This is a genomic window from Geomonas sp. (genome assembly GCF_035254065.1).
Classification (GTDB): Bacteria; Desulfobacterota; Desulfuromonadia; order Geobacterales; family Geobacteraceae; genus Geomonas.
Genome location: NZ_DATFBA010000057.1, coordinates 1 through 15,242, shown reverse-complemented (window position 1 = coordinate 15,242; position 15,242 = coordinate 1). Strand labels below are relative to the sequence as shown.

The following is a 15,242-nucleotide window of genomic DNA, read 5'->3' as shown; positions in this document are numbered from 1 at the left end:
CTCCTCCTCGCGCCAAAGAACGTCCTGATTCCTGATTATCCTGGACATGGCGCCTATCTCCCTTTTCCCGCGCCGGCGTCCGGCACCGGCTCCTGCCGAAACGGCTCGACCAGCACCCGCGCCACGGTCGGATCGCTGTTGTGGTCGAAGATCCCCTCGGCGATCTTTTTCCTGTCGCTGGTGCCGAACCAGTTGAAGGGCGCCGGCTGGTCGCGCTCCTGCTCGTCGGCGATGGCGATGTTGTAGTCGCCGTTGTCGTGGATGTTGTTCTGGGTGATCTCGGTCCCCTGCGAGCGGAACAGGTAGATCCCCTTGTGGTTGCCGGAGATTTCGTTGTGGCTGATCTCACCGCGGCAGGCGCCCTTCTGCCAGATGCCGAAGAACTTGTTGCCGGTGATGGTGTTGTGGGTGATGACTGCGCGGGAGAGGCGGAAGTTGAGGCCGCCCTTGTTGTCGTGGATGTAGTTGCCGGTGACGGTGATGTCCGCCTCCCTGCCGTACCACTCCACGCCGGCCACTTCGTCCTCCTTCTTGACGCTGATGCCGACGGCGTTGTTGAAGAACTCGCTGTTGGTGATGGTCACCTGGGCCGCGTGGGCGTGGACGCCGTTGTAGGCGTAGGAGATCTTGCAGTGGTCGATGAGGTTGCCGCTACAGCCGAGGAAGTTGATGGCCCCCCAGTCCGAGGGCTGCGGCTTCTTTTCAGCCGAGGTGAAGACGATCGGCTGCTGCGCGGTTCCCTTGGCGATCAGCTTGCCGCGCACCACGATCTCCGCCTGGGCGTAGTAGGGGTTGTCGGTGCCGAACATGTTCTGGTCGCTCGTGCCGTCGATCTTCTTGAAGACCACCCTGGTTCCGGGGGCGACGGTCAGGGTGACGCCGGGGGGGACAAAGACGTCGCCGCTCACCTCGATCTCGCCGCTCCAGGCGGTGTCCTTGGCAAGCTCGGTCTTGCCGAGCTTCAACGGTGCTGCCTGGCACAGCGACGCCGCGAGGATGGCCGCAGCGGGTAATGCACAGAGGATGGATTTCATGCCCCTCATTTGGTCTCCTTTGCCATTTTCATCTTGGCCTGTACGTTGCGCAGCGCCGCCTGGAGCGCGGTCCGCTTGGCGTTCTCGGTCTCTTTGTTGGCTCCGCGCCGGATCAGGGAGGCGTTCACCTCCAGCCCCTTCCGGTAGCTCGACTCCGCCTGCGCCAGGTTGCCCGTCTGCTCGTAGGCGGCGCCCAGGTCGCCGTAGACCTGGGTATCCTCGCCGTTGATGGCGGCAGCCTTCTTGAGCCAGATCAGCGCCTCGGCGGGCTTTTTCTCCTTGAGCCTCACCAGTCCCATGCCGTTGTGGGCGTCGAAGTCGTTGGGAGAGGCGCGCAGCACCTCGCCGAAGGCTCCGGCCGCCTCCTTCAGCTTGTTCTTGCGGCAGAGCACCATCCCCAGCTTGTTCCTGGTCTTGATGTCGCCCGGGGTGATGTCCAGGACGATCTGGTACTCCATCTCGGCGATGGCGTCCGGGAGCAGCCCGGTCTCCGGGTGGGCGTGAGCCGGGACCGGGAACAGGGCGATCAGCAGGAATATGAAGGGTGCGCGCCGTTTCATATCAGGTTCAGGTGGCTCAGGGACGACCAGAAGGTGACCGCGCCGACCGCGGTGACGATGACGGCGCTGGCGAAGGCGACCCTGGGCGCGTACTTCTCGGTGTCGATGAACTTGCCGGCCCCCCTGACGCCGCTCACGATCACCATGCCGATGCTGACCAGCGACAGCGCCAGCCCGATGCTGAAGACCACCACCAGCGCCAGCCCCTTGCCCAGGTCCCCGACCGAAGCCGACGCCAGCAGGATGGCGAGGGCGGCGGGGCAGGGGACGATCCCCCCGGAGACGCCGAGCAGGATCAGGCCGGTGAGGCCCAGCTGCTTGTTGCCGGGAGATGCGGGGCTGTGGTGGTGATGACCGGCCGCCTGCGGATCTGCGTGCTCGTGCGGGTGCGGGTGCTCATGCGGATGCACATGGTCGTGCGCGTGGTCGTGCGGATGCGCGTGCTCATGCGGATGCGGGTGTGGGTGCGGATGCGCATGGTCGTGCAGGTGCACATGGTCGTGCAGGTGCAGGTGGTCGTGATCGTGATCGTGGACGCCGTCGCCGTGGTCATGAACGTGAAGCTCCCCGGCGCCATGGGCATGGGCGGCTGCGAACTGCACGGGGGCATGGGAATGGCCGTGGCTGTGTCCACCGAAGAGATGGAAGTGGTGGTGGGCGCGGGAGGGATCGCGTAGCCCGGCCCAGCGTGCCCTGAGCATCCAAAGTCCGATGCCCAGGATGATCAGGCTGGCCACGATCCCCATCCAGCCGTGAATCTGCTGTTCCGAGTAGTACTTGGACGACACCTTGGCGATGATGCCCAGCACGATGATGCTGAAGGAGTGGGTGAAGGTGACGGTGAGCCCGAGGATGACGGCGTCGATGGCGCGTCCCTTGGAGCCTACCAGATATGCGGCGACCACCGTTTTGCCGTGCCCTGGTTCCAGCGAGTGGGCGATGCCCAGGAGAAACGCGGCGCTGTAAATGCCGAACCATCCGAAACTGCCGATTGCCATTCGTCGCTCCCCCTGCCTAAATCAGTTTCTTGCTCTTCAGGAAGTCCTTGGCCACGGTCCTGGCCTTCTGGTCCTTGCTCACCGACTTGAGCAGCTTGGCGCAGGTCTGATCGTTGACCACGCCGCCCAGCTTGCTGACCAGTTTGGGAAGAGCCGGCAGATTGCCGATGGTGTCGAGCGTGAGGACGGGGGCGTAGTACTGGCTGGAGCCGAACGGTTCGAGCCAGACCATGCTCAGCGTCTTGCGGTACTCTTTCTTCGCGGTGTCGTAGGCGGCCTTGCTGCTGGCCTCTGCGGGGTGCGCCAGGACTTTGAGAGCCTGGTCGGCCTGCTCGATCACGATGCCGACTTCACCCCTCTTCACCGCGGCGTACATCTCCTTGGAGTCCTTATAGGAGACGATCTTTACCGAGGTGCCGGTCCTCTCGTTGACCAGCACGGAGATCATCTCTGCAAAGAGTTCCCCGGCAGGGGAACTGCCGATACCCACCACAAGCGTCTTGCCGACGCACGCCTGCGCGCCCTGCTGGAGTAGGAACATCCCCAGCACCAGCACCACGATAGCAACTTTTCTCATAGAGCCCTCCTAGTCGGCCCGGCTACGGACCGTTAGCCAAAAAGGTCAACGTGCCCCTTCAGATGGGATGGTTGAGGACAGCGAAGACTACGTTCATGAAAGAGATCAATCGTCGGCGCCGCTTTCCCCGGCGCTCCCCCCTTTTTCAGGTTTGTTAGCGTATTTCAATTTGACGTCCATGGCAACACCTATTGTCGCGTTTTCCAACAATTTTTTCTTGCAGTCGCTGCCGGTCTCCGGCGGGAAGGAGATGGCTCCTCCCAGGCAGTAGCTTCCCGGGGGGAGTTGCAGGACGTAGACTCCGTCCTCGTCGGTCTGGTAGGAGAGGTAATCGGGAAGGCCGGAGAGGTTCCCCTCCTTGAGCGCGTAGACGTAGGCGTGCGCCAGCGGCTTTCCCTCGCCGTCCAGGACGCGCCCCTCGAGCTTCAGGAACTCCGCGGGCGGCTTGCGCTGGCGACGGGCCAGGGCGCGCACCTCGGACACCGTGAAGTCGACGGTCCCTTGGTTGCCGGCGGTGGCGTCCAGTTCGGTTGCCTCGCCGGAATGCTTCTGCACCCCTGAGAAGGGGGCGTTGGCGGCCGCGTCGCGCAGACGGGCCACCAGCCAGTACTTGCCGGCCGGGATCTCCACCTGATAGCGGCCGGCGGCGTCGCTGCGCGGGGAGATGAAGTCCGCGGCCCTCCTGGTCTTGGGCGAGTCGTACACGAAGACCTCGCCCCCTTTGACCGGTTTCCCCGCGTCGTCGAGGATGGTGCCGCTCAGCCGGAAATCGGCAGCCTGCGCCGGCCGCCCGACAGGCAGCGCGACGAAGAGCAGGAGCCACAGGAGGGGAAGTCGCAGGATTCTCACAGCGGCACCTCCGCGGCGGGCGGGACCTGCCGGTTAAGGAAAGGCTCGAAGCGGACCGTGCCGATGCCGGGCTCGTTTTTGGCGTCGTAGATGGTGGCGGCGGGCTGCTCGCTCCCCCACCAGTTTTCCCGGGCGTCCACGTCCTCGTCGTTGAAGTCGCCCAGCCGCAGGTTATAGTCGGCGTTGGCGAACAGGTTGTTGTTGCGCAGCTTCACCCCGCCCCCCTTCTCCCGGACGAAGATCCCCGTGTCGTTGCGGGTCACCGTGCTCCCCTCGACCAGGACGTTGCCGCGGTAGGAGCGGATGCCGATGCCGTTGCCGGTGAAGAGCGAGCGCCGGATCTCGATGGGGCCGCTCCTGAAGCGCATGCCGCCGTTGTTGTCCCGGAAGGTGCAGTCGCTCACGGTAAGCCGGCTGAAGTGGCTGTGAATCCCCCAGTTCCCCTTCTCGACCACACAATTGGAGAAGACGCTGCCGTCGGCGTGCTCCAGGATGATCTCCTCCCAGGCGCCGCGCGCTGAGTTGGCCGCCTGGGCGGTAAAGGTCACCTTGGCCTGCGGCGTCCCCTCTGCCAGGATCTTTCCGGTGACGGCGAGCCCGGCCCCCGCCGCGAAGGCGACCCTGGTGCCGGGGGCGACGCTCAGGGTGGCTCCGGGGACGACCCGGACCTCCTTTTCGATGCCGATCTCGCCGCGCCAGGTCGCCGCCGTCTGCATGGTCGGCAGCGGCCAGTTGAAACGGTGCGGGGCCGGAGCGGCCTCCGGGCAGCGGACGGTCCCCTTGCCGGGGTCGATCGCCTTGTCGGAGATGACCTCGGCCGGCCTCCTGCCGCCCCACCAGTTGCGCGGCGCCGAAACGTCGCCGGGGCCGTCCAGGTCGATCCCCCAGCGGCCGTTGCCGGCCAGGTTGTTCCCCTCGATGACCCCGGTGAAGGAGAGCACGCCGATCCCCTTGTCTCCGTTGTCGCTGATCAGGTTGCCACTGATGTGCCCGCGCGCCTCCTGCAGGGTGATGCCGCTTACCCCGTTGCCGCCGATGAAGTTGCCGGCGATCTCCACGTTGTCCACGTTCTTCAGGGCCAAGCCGGTCTCGGCGTTGTTGCTGAGGCTGTTCCGTGCGTAGCTGCCGTAATAGGAGTCGGAGAGGAGCAGTCCGTAGCGGTTGCCGTCGATCAGGTTCTCCTCCAGCACGGTGGCCCCCTCCCTGATCCTCACGCCGTCGCGCCACTGTCCGGTGACCTGGTTGCCGCGCGCCACCAGGTTGCAGCGCAGCAGGTTGATCCCCTGCAGGTTGCCGTTGACCCGGTTCCCCTTCAGGGTGACGTCGGAGTCCCGCCCCTGGAGGGCGCTCTTGTTGTCGTGGAAGCTGTTGCCGCGCAACAGCACGGTCGCCTCCTGGAACTGGGCGCCCCGGTAGTTGTTGCTGAACTCGCAGTCGGTGACGGCCACCCGCGAGAAGTGGAAGTGGAGGCCGCGGTAGGCGTCCTCGATGCGGCAGTGCTCGATGACGTTCCAGGTGCCGTCGCTGTTCATGATGTTGATGGAGTCCCAGTTACCCCTGCGCCTTTGGCCGGCGCCCCGGAAGACGATGGGGAGGGCGGCGCTCCCCTTGGCGATGATCACCCCCTGCACCAGCAGGCCGTTTTCGCCGATGCCGTCGCCGTTGGTGTCGTGCATGCCGAACTCGACCACCGTGCCGGGCAGGATCAGCAGCCGGCTCCCCTCCGGGACGCGCACCGTGCCGGTCACCTCGATGCGGCCGGACCAGACGGTATCGCCCCGCAGCACCGTGTCGCCGTAGCTGCGGCGCTCCCCGCCCACCGCCGGCTCAATAGGCGGGCGGGGAGCTGCGGCGAGCGGAGAGAGCTTGAGGGAAAGGGTGTCGTTTTTGCGGTTCCCCTTGACGGCCGCAGCAGCAGCGGGTGCTGCCCCCTGGAAGGTGATCAACCCGTAATCGTTGCCGCTGATGCCGTTCCCCGTGCCGGCAAAGCGCGCCCGCTCCCCCTGGAGCACCATTCCGTAACGGTTGCCGGTCAGGGTGCTGTCGTTCATCTGCAGGCTCCCGTCGATCAGGTAGAGTGCCGACTCCGCCGAGCTGACCCGGCAGTGGCTCAGCGTGACTCGGCCGCCGTCGATGAGGATGCCGGCCCAGGCGCTCTCGCGGGGGGGGGCCGCGGTGACGAAGCTGATGGGGGCCGCCGCGCTCCCCTCGGCAACCAGCGCGCCCCGCACCGTAACCTCCGTCAGCGGCGACAGGTATTCCGGCTCCGTCTTGGTGCTCTCGGCGGCGGCGACCCGGATCACGGTGCCCGGGGCGATGCGCAGGGTGACCCCTTCCGGCACCAGCACGTCCTCGGCAAGGGTCACCTCCCCCTTCCAGAGCGTGTCGGCGGTGAGCACCATGGCGGACGCGACGCCTGGGAGAGCGATGAGCAGCAGGGCCACCGCCAGGAAAACGATTATGCTGGAGCAAACTCGCATAGACTGTGCGTTACGGCGCGGCTTTACTGGTCGCCGGCCGGATCCTCCGGGAGCTGATGGCGCGCATTGTACGCAAACCATTGTGGGAATGTCCACAATTTGTTCGCATTCATGGGAAATATAGATATTTTTTTTTGATCCGCGGCGAGAAGGTACGCTGGAGCATATGCGGATCCGGAGGCAGGGCGTGAGGCTTGGCAGCCGCAGGAGCCCGGCAGGGTACGGGCCCCGCGGGCTGGCGTGAACGGCAGATGTCGTTGGTTAGCGGGGGGGTGATGGTGAGGGTACATACCGCCTCCGGCCGAACCTTCTGTGTTTGCATGCCGCTTAAAAGTAGGTCCATTTCGTCATGCTTGACCTGCCTTCTGCGCTTTCAAGTGATGATGAGTCTGTATCGATGCGTAGCATGTTCGGCCAGCGCATAATGCACAAGCAAAGTTGGTGCCTTTTATGGAAGTTGCGCTGAGTCTGGGGTAATCGTAATGGGCAGGTGGTATTAACGTAAGGAAATCCGCAACACGCGAGGGAAGTGGAGGGTGATATTGCAAAAAATTATCAGGAGTTGCCTAAAAAACAGCGTCAAAGGACGTGGTTTAGGCAGAGTCCACGCCAAACGGCTACAGACTAAGACTGTTCAGTCGCCGGCTTTCTCTTTTTTAGCAGATGTCCGCAGCAAAAGGCAAAGAGCAAGGCGATGAAACCGCCGACAATCCCGGCAATACTGGTGCCGGGGTGTAGGGCGGCGTCGGGTTTGGGCTCTTCCTTGGCAGCCTTCGCCTTCGTTTTCTTGAAATCATAGTCGGGGAAGATCGCCGTACGCTCCTGCAAGCTGGCCAGGATTTTGTGCAATCCGTTTTCCGGGCCGGGAAGTTCGCTCTTTCCTGAAATCTTCGCGATCGCCCATTCCAGCCCGTCCGGATTTTTGGAGGCGTACCAGGAGAGCACGCCCCCGGTCAGCACGGCGGCCCCCAGAAAGGCAAGCACAACGCCACGCAGGGAACGCCCTCCCAAAGGAGTGGCGTCCACCGCCCCTTGCATGATTTCCGGCCGGGCTTGCCGGACGAACAGGACGATCGCCACCGTTACCAGCCCCTCCACTATGCCGATGGCAAGGTGTATCGGCTGCATCAGCAGCAAAAAGGAGTTAAGGGGAAGTGACGAGATGCCGGAGAAGCAGGTTTCCAGGACAACTGCCAGCGGTCCCAGTTGCAGCCCGAGTACTGCGGAGAGCATGGTCACGGCAGTCAGGCGGGAACGGGTAGGATTGGCGCCGACCAGAGGCTTGTAGACCAGGGGATAGACTACAAAGGCTGGGAAGAACCCCATGTTGAAGATGTTGCACCCCAGCGCGAGCAAGCCGCCGTCCGCAAAGAAAAGCGCCTGTACCATCAAAACGGAGGCAATGGTGAGGAAGGCGGCATGGGGGCCGAGCAGAATGGCAAGCAGCAGACCGCCTCCCAGGTGGCCGCTGGAACCGGTGGCGGGGATGGTGAAGTTGATCATCTGCGCCGCGAACAGAAAGGCGCCCAGAACCCCCATCAGCGGAACCCTGTGGTCGTCGAGCCCGGTTCGAATCTTCCTGGAGCAGTAGGCGATAGTGCCTGCCGAAGCCGCCCACATGGTTCCGCCGACGGCGGGAGACAGCAGTGCATCTGCCATGTGCATGATGTCCCTCCTCTTATGCTGCGGCTAACACCGAACCGGTGACACTAAATTCACATTCGTGCTACGAATACTGGACGACAGCCCTCCTGTCAAGCATTAAAATTTTTTTTCACGGGTAGCAGATAGAAAAATCAGCATATTCTTCCGCGTCTTAGGGAGAGGTTCCTGCGAATATAGTGCGGCCCCTCTTGGTCAGGAGATCGGTTTTGCTGAGCAGGGGAGCTGGCTGAAAATTTTATTGACACCGAAAGCGGCCCATGCTATACCTGTTGAACTTTTTGGCTGCACCGTTTTTCGGTTTCAAGCGCTGATACTTGTGCCGGTAAAACGGAGGAAAAGTCTGCGAGGTTAACAACTTGCAGTAACATTTTCCCCAATAGCTCAGTCGGTAGAGCGGGTGACTGTTAATCACCATGTCCCTGGTTCGAGTCCGGGTTGGGGAGCCATCAAACAACGAGGGCTCACAGCGAAACTGTGAGCCTTCTTTTTTCACCAGTCCGGGTCCATTGCCGGGCTGACCTCAGTTGGCGCCCGTAGCTCAGCTGGATAGAGCACAAGACTACGAATCTTGGGGTCGGGCGTTCGAATCGCTCCGGGCGCGCCAAAAAAATAAGGGTTACGGCATTGGCCGTGGCCCTTTTTTTTGTAAAAAAGGAGAAGGCCCACAGCGACTGCTGAGGGCCTTCTTTAGTTATGGGCGCGGTGGGTCCTGTACAGCGTGAAGGCGCCGGTTTCCTGTTGCAGGACGTCCACCTGGCTGATCAGGTGGTTGGAGACCATTTCCAGGTGGGCGGCGGCCTGCAGCGGTCCCTTTTCCCTGAGCAGTTGCCAGAAGGTGTTTATCCTGCTTTCCTGTGATGCAGTTGCCACCCGCACCATTTCCTGTCGCATCTTCGCGAGCGAAATGTAGGTTGTGATGCTTACTGCGGTGACCACGATGCTGATTGTCAAAATTTCTATCTTCTTAACGATGCTGACCCGCACTATTTGACCCTTTACTGATGTTGTGATTTCACTATTTAAAGCGAATTGCGCATCTTATATTACAAGTATACAAACTCAACTACTATTTAACATGTTGTAAAAACTGTGTTTTTGCAGCGTGATAATGCTAAGTTTGGCGGTATTAAGAGAAGCATCTTCTCCTAAGTACAATCAGGAAAGGGCTGTCTGTCTCCGCATGGCGTAGTGGGCGGTAACTCCCTGGATTTTCCCTTGACTTTGCCCTGGGTGCGCTTTACCCTGCTGCCACAAACACCCCAAAATTCAAAGGTATCGATAATACTAAACCACCCGCGAGGGTGGGACGGAAAGCCTACGGGTCTCACCGAGACAGCCGGGTCGCCGAAATATCATCATGATTTCGGGGCTCGGCTTTTTTATTGCCTGGAGCCGACCCCTGGAGAAAAAGGGAGCTACCCCGTAGAGGAGGCTCCTTGGCTGGGAGATGTAGCTATGATTTCGTTTGCCGGGAACCTGGAACATTTGCCGATTGTCGACGTGCTGCAGCTTCTGCATCAAACCCGGAAGTCGGGGATACTGCGGGTCAACTGCCGCAAGGGGGAGAGCCAACTGGTCTTCAAAGACGGCTACATGGTCAGCGCCAATCACCTGAACAGCAGCACGCGGCTCGGCCAGGTTCTCATCGACCTCAGGATCATCACCCCTGAAACGCTGGCCAAGGCGCTGCTGACGCAGGGTTACGCCGGAGCCAAACGCAAGCCGCTGATCATCACCCTCCTCGAGCTTGGCCTGGTGAATGAGAAGGACGCCTACCGGGGGCTGGAACAACTGATCGAAAAGGTGGTGGTGGAGATTCTGACCTGGAAGAAGGGAACCTTCACCATGGAGGTGGCCCCCATGCCGGTGGACGCTTTTACCTACTATCCGGAAAAATTGCTGAGGGAGGTAAGCGTGGACACCCAGGGGGTGCTGATGGATGCCCTGCGCCTCTTCGATGAGAAAAAGCGGGACGGAGAGCTGGCGGACGAGGAGGCGGAAGCTGAAGCGCCACTGCAAGACCGCACCAACCCAGCTGGCGATCCGGTGCGCCAGGTATTTCAGCTCCCCGAGAAAGCCGCTGAGCCGCCAGCACCCCTTAAAGCGTCCACCGCCGCCTCCCTCCCTGGCAAAAACGACGACACCTTTTCTGTCGACGTGCCGGTTGCCATCTGGTCGCACAGGATGATGAAGGTCTGCCCAGCCTGCCGGTATTCAACCTTCGACAACGAGCCCTTCGAGGTCTGCCCGCAGTGCGGGGAGGGAAATCAGGTCTCGTTGTGGGTCGGTTACGTCGGGGCGGTCTGCTCCTTGCTCGGAGTGGCACTTCTCTGCTACGGCCTCTACGGGCTAACTGCCTACTATGGTGGGGAGTGGGAAAAGATGCTTCCCGAAGGGGAGCCGGTCTCCAAGGTCGCGGTCTTCTTCCGCTTCGGTTTTCTCCCCTGGCTGTTTACCCTGTTCGGCGCCTTCTTTTTCATGGTCGCCCGCCGGTTCCAACTGCTGCGACTCAACTCCCGCAGGCAGATGCAGGTGGCGGCCGCGACCGGCGTCGCGGTGAGCGCCGCCTACGAGACGGCACAGTTCTTCTCCTGGCTGCGGCTCGCCGAGACGCCGTCCTTTCACTACTACGCGATCGGCGCGGGGGACGCCCTCCTGAGGACCGCTCTCTTCAGTATGCCGTTTCTGGCCCTGCTGCGGTATCTGCGCAGTAAAGCGGTGGTCCGGGAGTTCGCCGGCTAATTCTCAGTTTGTTGCTAGTGGAGGGTGTTCGCGGAGACGGCTGCTCCGGCAACGGTGTGGCCGGTAGCACCCCCGCGCAGGCAGAGGACCGGGTCGCATCCGGAGCTGAGCAGAGACGACATGCCGCACCGGCATTCCCGATGGATCTCGGCCAGTCTCAAGCTCTCCTCCGGTTTGCCGAAGATCTTCCACGGCCCCTGGCAGGTGAAACGGTGGCTGCCCCACCCCATGAAACCGAGGACATCCTTGAGGGGGTACCCCAGGAAGACGCCGATCTCGTGCGGGAAGGAGCCCGCCTCGGCGGCTATCCGTGAGGTGAGCGCCGCCAGGGCCTTGGCGGGATCTTCCGGTTCCGGATACCCCACCTTGCCGAGGATGGCCGCCACGGCCTTTCGGCGGAGCAGTTCCTGGAGGGATTCGGGACGATAAAACATCAGCAGGATGGAATCGCCGCGGTCGGCCAGTACCGAGGCGCGCAGGCAGCTCTCGGCCATCAGCGATGCGCCGTGCTTGCTCCAGAGCTGGTAGAGGTTGCGTCCGCAGGAGCGGGCCTTGTTGGTTATGCAGACCAGGTTGGCGGGCTTCTCCCCGGCTATCACCTCGGCGCTCTCCAGCGCGATGAAGGAGGCGAGGCACTCCCGTTCGTTGGGATAGCGCTGCGACAGCTCACTCCAGCACGGGCGTACAGTTGCCGACCCGCTCCCCTGTTCCGCATTTCTCCTGACGCTGTACATCTCTCCCACCTCCTCATCCATTCCAGCTGTTGCAGCGTTGCTACCGATTTCGAACTCCGGATAAAGAAAATCATTTTCAACGACTCGCCGCATGCCGTCCCGTGGAAGCGCTCCGCCGGCAACTCCGGAGGCGTGCACAGGTAGGGCTGTCGACGGGCGGTCGGCGTATTTATTGATATGATAATGAAAAGCGTTATCATCTAATAATGGAAAACGGCCCCCCCGGTCAAGAAGAATTTGGAGACAGAGCATTTTCCCGCCCCCTGCCGGCGGCAGGGGACACGCTCGGGAGCTGCCAGTGACTTCTCGGTCACCGCTGGCAGCCCCTCTCATCTGCAGCTGGATTTCGGGTTGGCTGAGGTAACTGGACGTAGGGGTAGCTGGGTCGGGGCGCGGCAGGTGACTGGAGGTCACAACGGGACGGGGGAGGTAGATCGGGCAGGCTCGCCGTGCGCAGCATGAGCCTGCCTGGTAGTGGTGGGGCTAATTGCGGTGAGCTGGCGGGTGAAGAGACGCCGCTCAGCCGGAGCAGCGGATGGGGGGAGCTTCCCGCAGCTGTTCCACTCGATCGCGGCCGTTGGCCTTGGCAAGGAAGAGGGCATCGTCGGCCCGCTGGAAAAGGGCGCAGGAGTCGTCGTGCTCCGCCACCGGGAAGCTGGTCACACCGATGCTGACCGTTACCCTGAGCCGTTCCATGGGGGGCGGGAAGCGCAGAAACGCCACCGACTCGCGCAGCCGATCGGCGACCTCCAGGGCGGCCACCGGGCAGGTGCCGGGGAGGATGATCAGGAATTCTTCCCCGCCGTAGCGGGAGGCGACATCGTAGCTCCTGAGCGCGCTGCGCAGCCCCTCGGTGACCGCAACCAGCACCCGATCCCCCGCCTGGTGGCCATAGCGGTCGTTGACCCGTTTGAAATGGTCGATGTCCACCATGAGCAGCGACAGCTCGCAGTTAAGACGCCTGGCCCGCTGCAGCTCGGCCTCCAGTATCTCGCCGGCGAAGCGCCGGTTGTAGAGATTGGTGAGCGGGTCGGTGTTGGAGAGCTGCTGGTAATGATCCTTGGCTCGCCTCAGCTCGTCCCTGAACTTTTTCATGCCCAGGTGGTTACTCACCCGGGCCACCAGCTCCTCGGGGTCGAACGGCTTGGTGAGGTAGTCGCAGGCCCCTAGCGCCAGGCCGTCCAGCTTCAGCCGGCGGTCGTGGTTGGCGGTCAGCACCACGATGGGGATGCCGCGCAGCTGGGGCTGTGCGTTCACCAGTCGGAGGAACTTGAGCCCGTCCAGATAGGGCATGTCCAGGTCGCAAATCACCAGGTCGGCGGGGGAGGCGGTGAGGTACTTGAACCCCTCCATGCCGTTGCTGGCCGTCAGGCAGTTGGCGAAGAGCCCGGCCTCCAGCAGGAGGCCGCTCACCTGCTTGCGGATGATCTCGGAGTCGTCGATGACTAAAAGGTAATTGGTCATGTCCGCAGCTCCCTTCAAACGCCGGCAGGGACGGCGTCGCTTCCGCTCTGGGGGGATCTGGACGGGGATGCGGAGAAGATGGCGGCCAGTGCCGAGCTCATCAGGAGCTCCTGCAGGCGGACGCCGTGGCTGATCTCGGCAGGCAGTGCGTACCCCTCCTCTACCAGCACCTCACCCAGCGTCTTGCGGGTGCCCGCCTGCTTGCGCAGGGCATCCACCAGCTGTTTTCTGGAGATGTGGCCGGCACTGACCAGAAGCTCCCCCAGCCTCAGCGGTGAGGCGTGGCGGCGGTCGGGGCACTGGTTGCGCTGGAAGGCGAGGAGCCCCTGGAGCTCAACCTCGGTGAGCAGTCCCAGGCGCAGGCAGATCTCACCAAGCTTGTCGCCGCCTCGTTGCTGCTCGGCCAGCGCACGCTCCAGCTCCTGTTCGCTCAGCCTGCCGGCCTTCAGCAGCAGGCTTCCCAACTGCAGGCGCACTCCCGCCGCCAACCTGATCGCCTGCTCCTGGTCACCCACCTGCTCCTGGACCGCCAGGGCCGCCCTGACCTCGCCCGCCGTCAGCACCCCGCTTCTCACCAGCACCTGCCCGATCAGCTCGTTGCTTTGCCGCTGCTCCTCCAGGGCATCAGCGAGCTGAGCATCGGTAAGGAATCCACCGTCTTTGAGGATGCGGCCGATCGGCCGTCTGCTGGCTTTCCGACACATGTTAGCCTCCTTCTGACCGGGCTACGGCATGGTCATGCTCACTGCGGCGCTGCAAGCGGGCGCCAAAAAACGAAAAGCGCCTCCGGTATCGAATAGGAGACGCTTGTTCCGCTGCCGTGGGGGCAACGCGAAAAGAATCCGCTGTTTCGGTAACCCGGCTGTCCTGTTACATGGACCCGTGGCTTTGCGTCACCAGATCGCTCTGGTTTTGCCGTTTCGACAGATCTCCCCGCTTGCAGGGAGCGGTTCTCTATGCAGTTCTGGCTCTTACTGGGTGAAACTCGCCGGGCGTGACACAGTGCCCGGTGATATTGGTGATATTTTGTTAGAAACAGTTTGTTAGAGCGCACAGTGTTTTCGTGCAAGTATAATTCACAAATTCTATGAGTCAAATGCAAAATGCTATGACAGCGAAGAAAATATTTGGACCACGATTCGGAGATGTGTTTAATTTCTGTGAGATATTAATTGAGTTACATGTGGTTGTCCTTGCCTAGAGGGGCTGTGCAGGGTGTCAGCTGCCCGGTGGTGGGGGAGAAAATGCCCTGCTGGGGCCGGATGCGAGGCAAAAAGGGCCCGCCGCGGGGCGGGCCTTTCCTGTCGCGGTCTGGTCACCCGGTCACGGGGTGAGCAGGACCGTTCCGTCAGGCGGTACCAGGGTGTCGACCCCGGAACTGACGCTGAAAGCGGGCGAGGAGTAGAGCCTGAAGGCGCCGTTTTGCAGCCCGCCGGAACCGGTCGCCTGCACGAACACCTTGTAGTTGGCCGAGGGTACCGCGCTCGAGCCGTTGGCCGGCAGGAAGGCGGTGAAGGGAGCTTTCCAGACGCTGGGGCTGCTGAAATTGCTGAAGATGACGCCGGCGGTCACCGGCCCCGCCGCCGGATTGCGCGGCACCACGGTCAAAACTGCGCTGGACCATTTGCTGAAGGCGGGCGAGCGTATCACTCCGGAGACCGCGCCGGCGTTGTCCAGCGAGTTATAGACCTGGATCAGCTTGATGCCGGTCGGCTTCAGGATGATCTTGCCGGAGTTCCCCGCAAAGACGATGGCGTCGTTGGGGTTGAAATCGAGCAGCACCGTATTGAGGGCGCCAGCGGTAATGGTGAAGTTCCCAACGATCTTCAGCCCGGACTGCTGCGCGCTCGGGGTGGTGAGTGGCTGTTTCTGGTCGGGAGCTGAGGTGAGGATCACGTAGTTGTTCAAGGTGGGCTGGTTGGGCGCCAGGATGAGCCGCAGCTGCGTGTAGTTGCCAGCCGGGACCGCGGTGCTCCCCAGGATCTGGGGGATGAAGTGGAGGTTCAGGATGTTGACATCCACCCCGTCGCCGAGATTAGCCACGACCGGCAGGCCGGCGTCGTTGTCAGCGAGTCCCTCCTTGCCGGCGGGGACGGCGACCACTTTGACTACCTTGATATGCACGCTGGAAAAGGTGCC

Annotated in this window: 13 protein-coding genes, 2 tRNA genes and 2 riboswitches; of the genes, 3 read left to right on the top strand and 12 right to left on the bottom strand. The window is 62.4% G+C overall.

Features of this window, described 5'->3' with window-relative positions:
• Nucleotides 1–53: 53 nt before the first annotated feature.
• The 7 genes from VJ604_RS03055 to VJ604_RS03025 all read right to left on the bottom strand — a co-directional run bounded on the left by VJ604_RS03055 (nucleotide 54) and on the right by VJ604_RS03025 (nucleotide 8,163).
• Nucleotides 54–1,043 (bottom strand): right-handed parallel beta-helix repeat-containing protein, encoded by a 990-nt coding sequence (locus tag VJ604_RS03055; RefSeq protein WP_324079913.1) that lies wholly within the window; start codon nucleotides 1,041–1,043, stop codon nucleotides 54–56.
• Nucleotides 1,040–1,594 (bottom strand): tetratricopeptide repeat protein, encoded by a 555-nt coding sequence (locus VJ604_RS03050; protein WP_324079912.1) that lies wholly within the window; start codon nucleotides 1,592–1,594, stop codon nucleotides 1,040–1,042. Before VJ604_RS03050 ends, VJ604_RS03055 begins: the two co-directional genes overlap by 4 nt.
• Nucleotides 1,591–2,592: a HoxN/HupN/NixA family nickel/cobalt transporter gene (locus VJ604_RS03045; protein ID WP_324079911.1), complete on the bottom strand. Its 1,002-nt coding sequence runs from the start codon at nucleotides 2,590–2,592 to the stop codon at nucleotides 1,591–1,593. Before VJ604_RS03045 ends, VJ604_RS03050 begins: the two co-directional genes overlap by 4 nt.
• Before the next feature lie 16 nt (nucleotides 2,593–2,608).
• Nucleotides 2,609–3,169, bottom strand: coding sequence for a glycine betaine ABC transporter substrate-binding protein (locus tag VJ604_RS03040; RefSeq protein ID WP_324079910.1), 561 nt, complete (start codon nucleotides 3,167–3,169; stop codon nucleotides 2,609–2,611).
• Nucleotides 3,170–3,274: 105 nt separating this feature from the next.
• On the bottom strand, nucleotides 3,275–4,018 hold the full coding sequence (locus tag VJ604_RS03035) for a carboxypeptidase regulatory-like domain-containing protein (protein ID WP_324079909.1): 744 nt from the start codon (nucleotides 4,016–4,018) through the stop codon (nucleotides 3,275–3,277).
• Entirely contained in the window at nucleotides 4,015–6,498 is a 2,484-nt protein-coding gene (locus VJ604_RS03030) for a right-handed parallel beta-helix repeat-containing protein (RefSeq protein WP_324079908.1), read from the bottom strand. The genes VJ604_RS03035 and VJ604_RS03030 overlap by 4 nt, the downstream gene beginning before the upstream one ends.
• Before the next feature lie 624 nt (nucleotides 6,499–7,122).
• Nucleotides 7,123–8,163, bottom strand: a complete 1,041-nt coding sequence (locus VJ604_RS03025) for an energy-coupling factor ABC transporter permease (RefSeq protein WP_324079907.1) — start codon at nucleotides 8,161–8,163, stop codon at nucleotides 7,123–7,125.
• Nucleotides 8,164–8,533: 370 nt separating this feature from the next.
• On the opposite strand from VJ604_RS03025, the gene VJ604_RS03020 reads away from it, so the two are divergent.
• Both VJ604_RS03020 and VJ604_RS03015 read left to right on the top strand, forming a co-directional pair.
• Nucleotides 8,534–8,609 (top strand) — tRNA-Asn (locus VJ604_RS03020).
• An 81-nt stretch (nucleotides 8,610–8,690) separates the two neighbouring features.
• A tRNA-Arg gene (locus VJ604_RS03015) sits at nucleotides 8,691–8,767 on the top strand.
• A gap of 83 nt (nucleotides 8,768–8,850) precedes the next feature.
• On the opposite strand, the gene VJ604_RS03010 is transcribed toward VJ604_RS03015, so the two are convergent.
• Nucleotides 8,851–9,114, bottom strand: coding sequence for a hypothetical protein (locus tag VJ604_RS03010; RefSeq protein WP_324079906.1), 264 nt, complete (start codon nucleotides 9,112–9,114; stop codon nucleotides 8,851–8,853).
• Nucleotides 9,115–9,436: 322 nt separating this feature from the next.
• Nucleotides 9,437–9,512: riboswitch (cyclic di-GMP riboswitch) on the top strand.
• Between the two features lie 106 nt (nucleotides 9,513–9,618).
• On the opposite strand from VJ604_RS03010, the gene VJ604_RS03005 reads away from it, so the two are divergent.
• Nucleotides 9,619–10,905, top strand: coding sequence for a DUF4388 domain-containing protein (locus VJ604_RS03005; protein WP_324079905.1), 1,287 nt, complete (start codon nucleotides 9,619–9,621; stop codon nucleotides 10,903–10,905).
• 14 nt (nucleotides 10,906–10,919) lie between these two features.
• On the opposite strand, the gene VJ604_RS03000 is transcribed toward VJ604_RS03005, so the two are convergent.
• From VJ604_RS03000 to VJ604_RS02985, 4 genes are all read right to left on the bottom strand, one after another.
• Nucleotides 10,920–11,639: a DUF3793 family protein gene (locus VJ604_RS03000; RefSeq protein ID WP_324079904.1), complete on the bottom strand. Its 720-nt coding sequence runs from the start codon at nucleotides 11,637–11,639 to the stop codon at nucleotides 10,920–10,922.
• A 519-nt stretch (nucleotides 11,640–12,158) separates the two neighbouring features.
• The gene (locus VJ604_RS02995; protein ID WP_324079903.1) at nucleotides 12,159–13,103 is read right to left on the bottom strand and encodes a diguanylate cyclase; all 945 of its coding nucleotides are present in this window, start codon (nucleotides 13,101–13,103) and stop codon (nucleotides 12,159–12,161) included.
• 14 nt (nucleotides 13,104–13,117) lie between these two features.
• On the bottom strand, nucleotides 13,118–13,807 hold the full coding sequence (locus VJ604_RS02990; RefSeq protein ID WP_324079902.1) for a cyclic di-GMP-binding domain-containing protein, MshE-related: 690 nt from the start codon (nucleotides 13,805–13,807) through the stop codon (nucleotides 13,118–13,120).
• Between the two features lie 145 nt (nucleotides 13,808–13,952).
• Nucleotides 13,953–14,030, bottom strand: a riboswitch (cyclic di-GMP riboswitch).
• Between the two features lie 396 nt (nucleotides 14,031–14,426).
• A partial coding sequence (locus tag VJ604_RS02985; protein WP_324079901.1) for a DUF4382 domain-containing protein occupies nucleotides 14,427–15,242 on the bottom strand: 816 nt, incomplete at its 5' end.

Excerpts from the sequence above, each read along its gene's own strand:
- VJ604_RS03030 (WP_324079908.1), bottom strand. The coding sequence starts at position 6,498 with ATGCGAGTTTGCTCCAGCATAATCGTTTTCCTGGCGGTGGCCCTGCTG.
- VJ604_RS03005 (WP_324079905.1), top strand. The coding sequence starts at position 9,619 with ATGATTTCGTTTGCCGGGAACCTGGAACATTTGCCGATTGTCGACGTG.
- VJ604_RS02995 (WP_324079903.1), bottom strand. The coding sequence starts at position 13,103 with ATGACCAATTACCTTTTAGTCATCGACGACTCCGAGATCATCCGCAAG.
- VJ604_RS02990 (WP_324079902.1), bottom strand. The coding sequence starts at position 13,807 with ATGTGTCGGAAAGCCAGCAGACGGCCGATCGGCCGCATCCTCAAAGAC.
- VJ604_RS03025 (WP_324079907.1), bottom strand. The coding sequence starts at position 8,163 with ATGCACATGGCAGATGCACTGCTGTCTCCCGCCGTCGGCGGAACCATG.
- VJ604_RS03050 (WP_324079912.1), bottom strand. The coding sequence starts at position 1,594 with ATGAAACGGCGCGCACCCTTCATATTCCTGCTGATCGCCCTGTTCCCG.
- VJ604_RS03045 (WP_324079911.1), bottom strand. The coding sequence starts at position 2,592 with ATGGCAATCGGCAGTTTCGGATGGTTCGGCATTTACAGCGCCGCGTTT.
- VJ604_RS03040 (WP_324079910.1), bottom strand. The coding sequence starts at position 3,169 with ATGAGAAAAGTTGCTATCGTGGTGCTGGTGCTGGGGATGTTCCTACTC.
- VJ604_RS03055 (WP_324079913.1), bottom strand. The coding sequence starts at position 1,043 with ATGAGGGGCATGAAATCCATCCTCTGTGCATTACCCGCTGCGGCCATC.
- VJ604_RS03000 (WP_324079904.1), bottom strand. The coding sequence starts at position 11,639 with ATGTACAGCGTCAGGAGAAATGCGGAACAGGGGAGCGGGTCGGCAACT.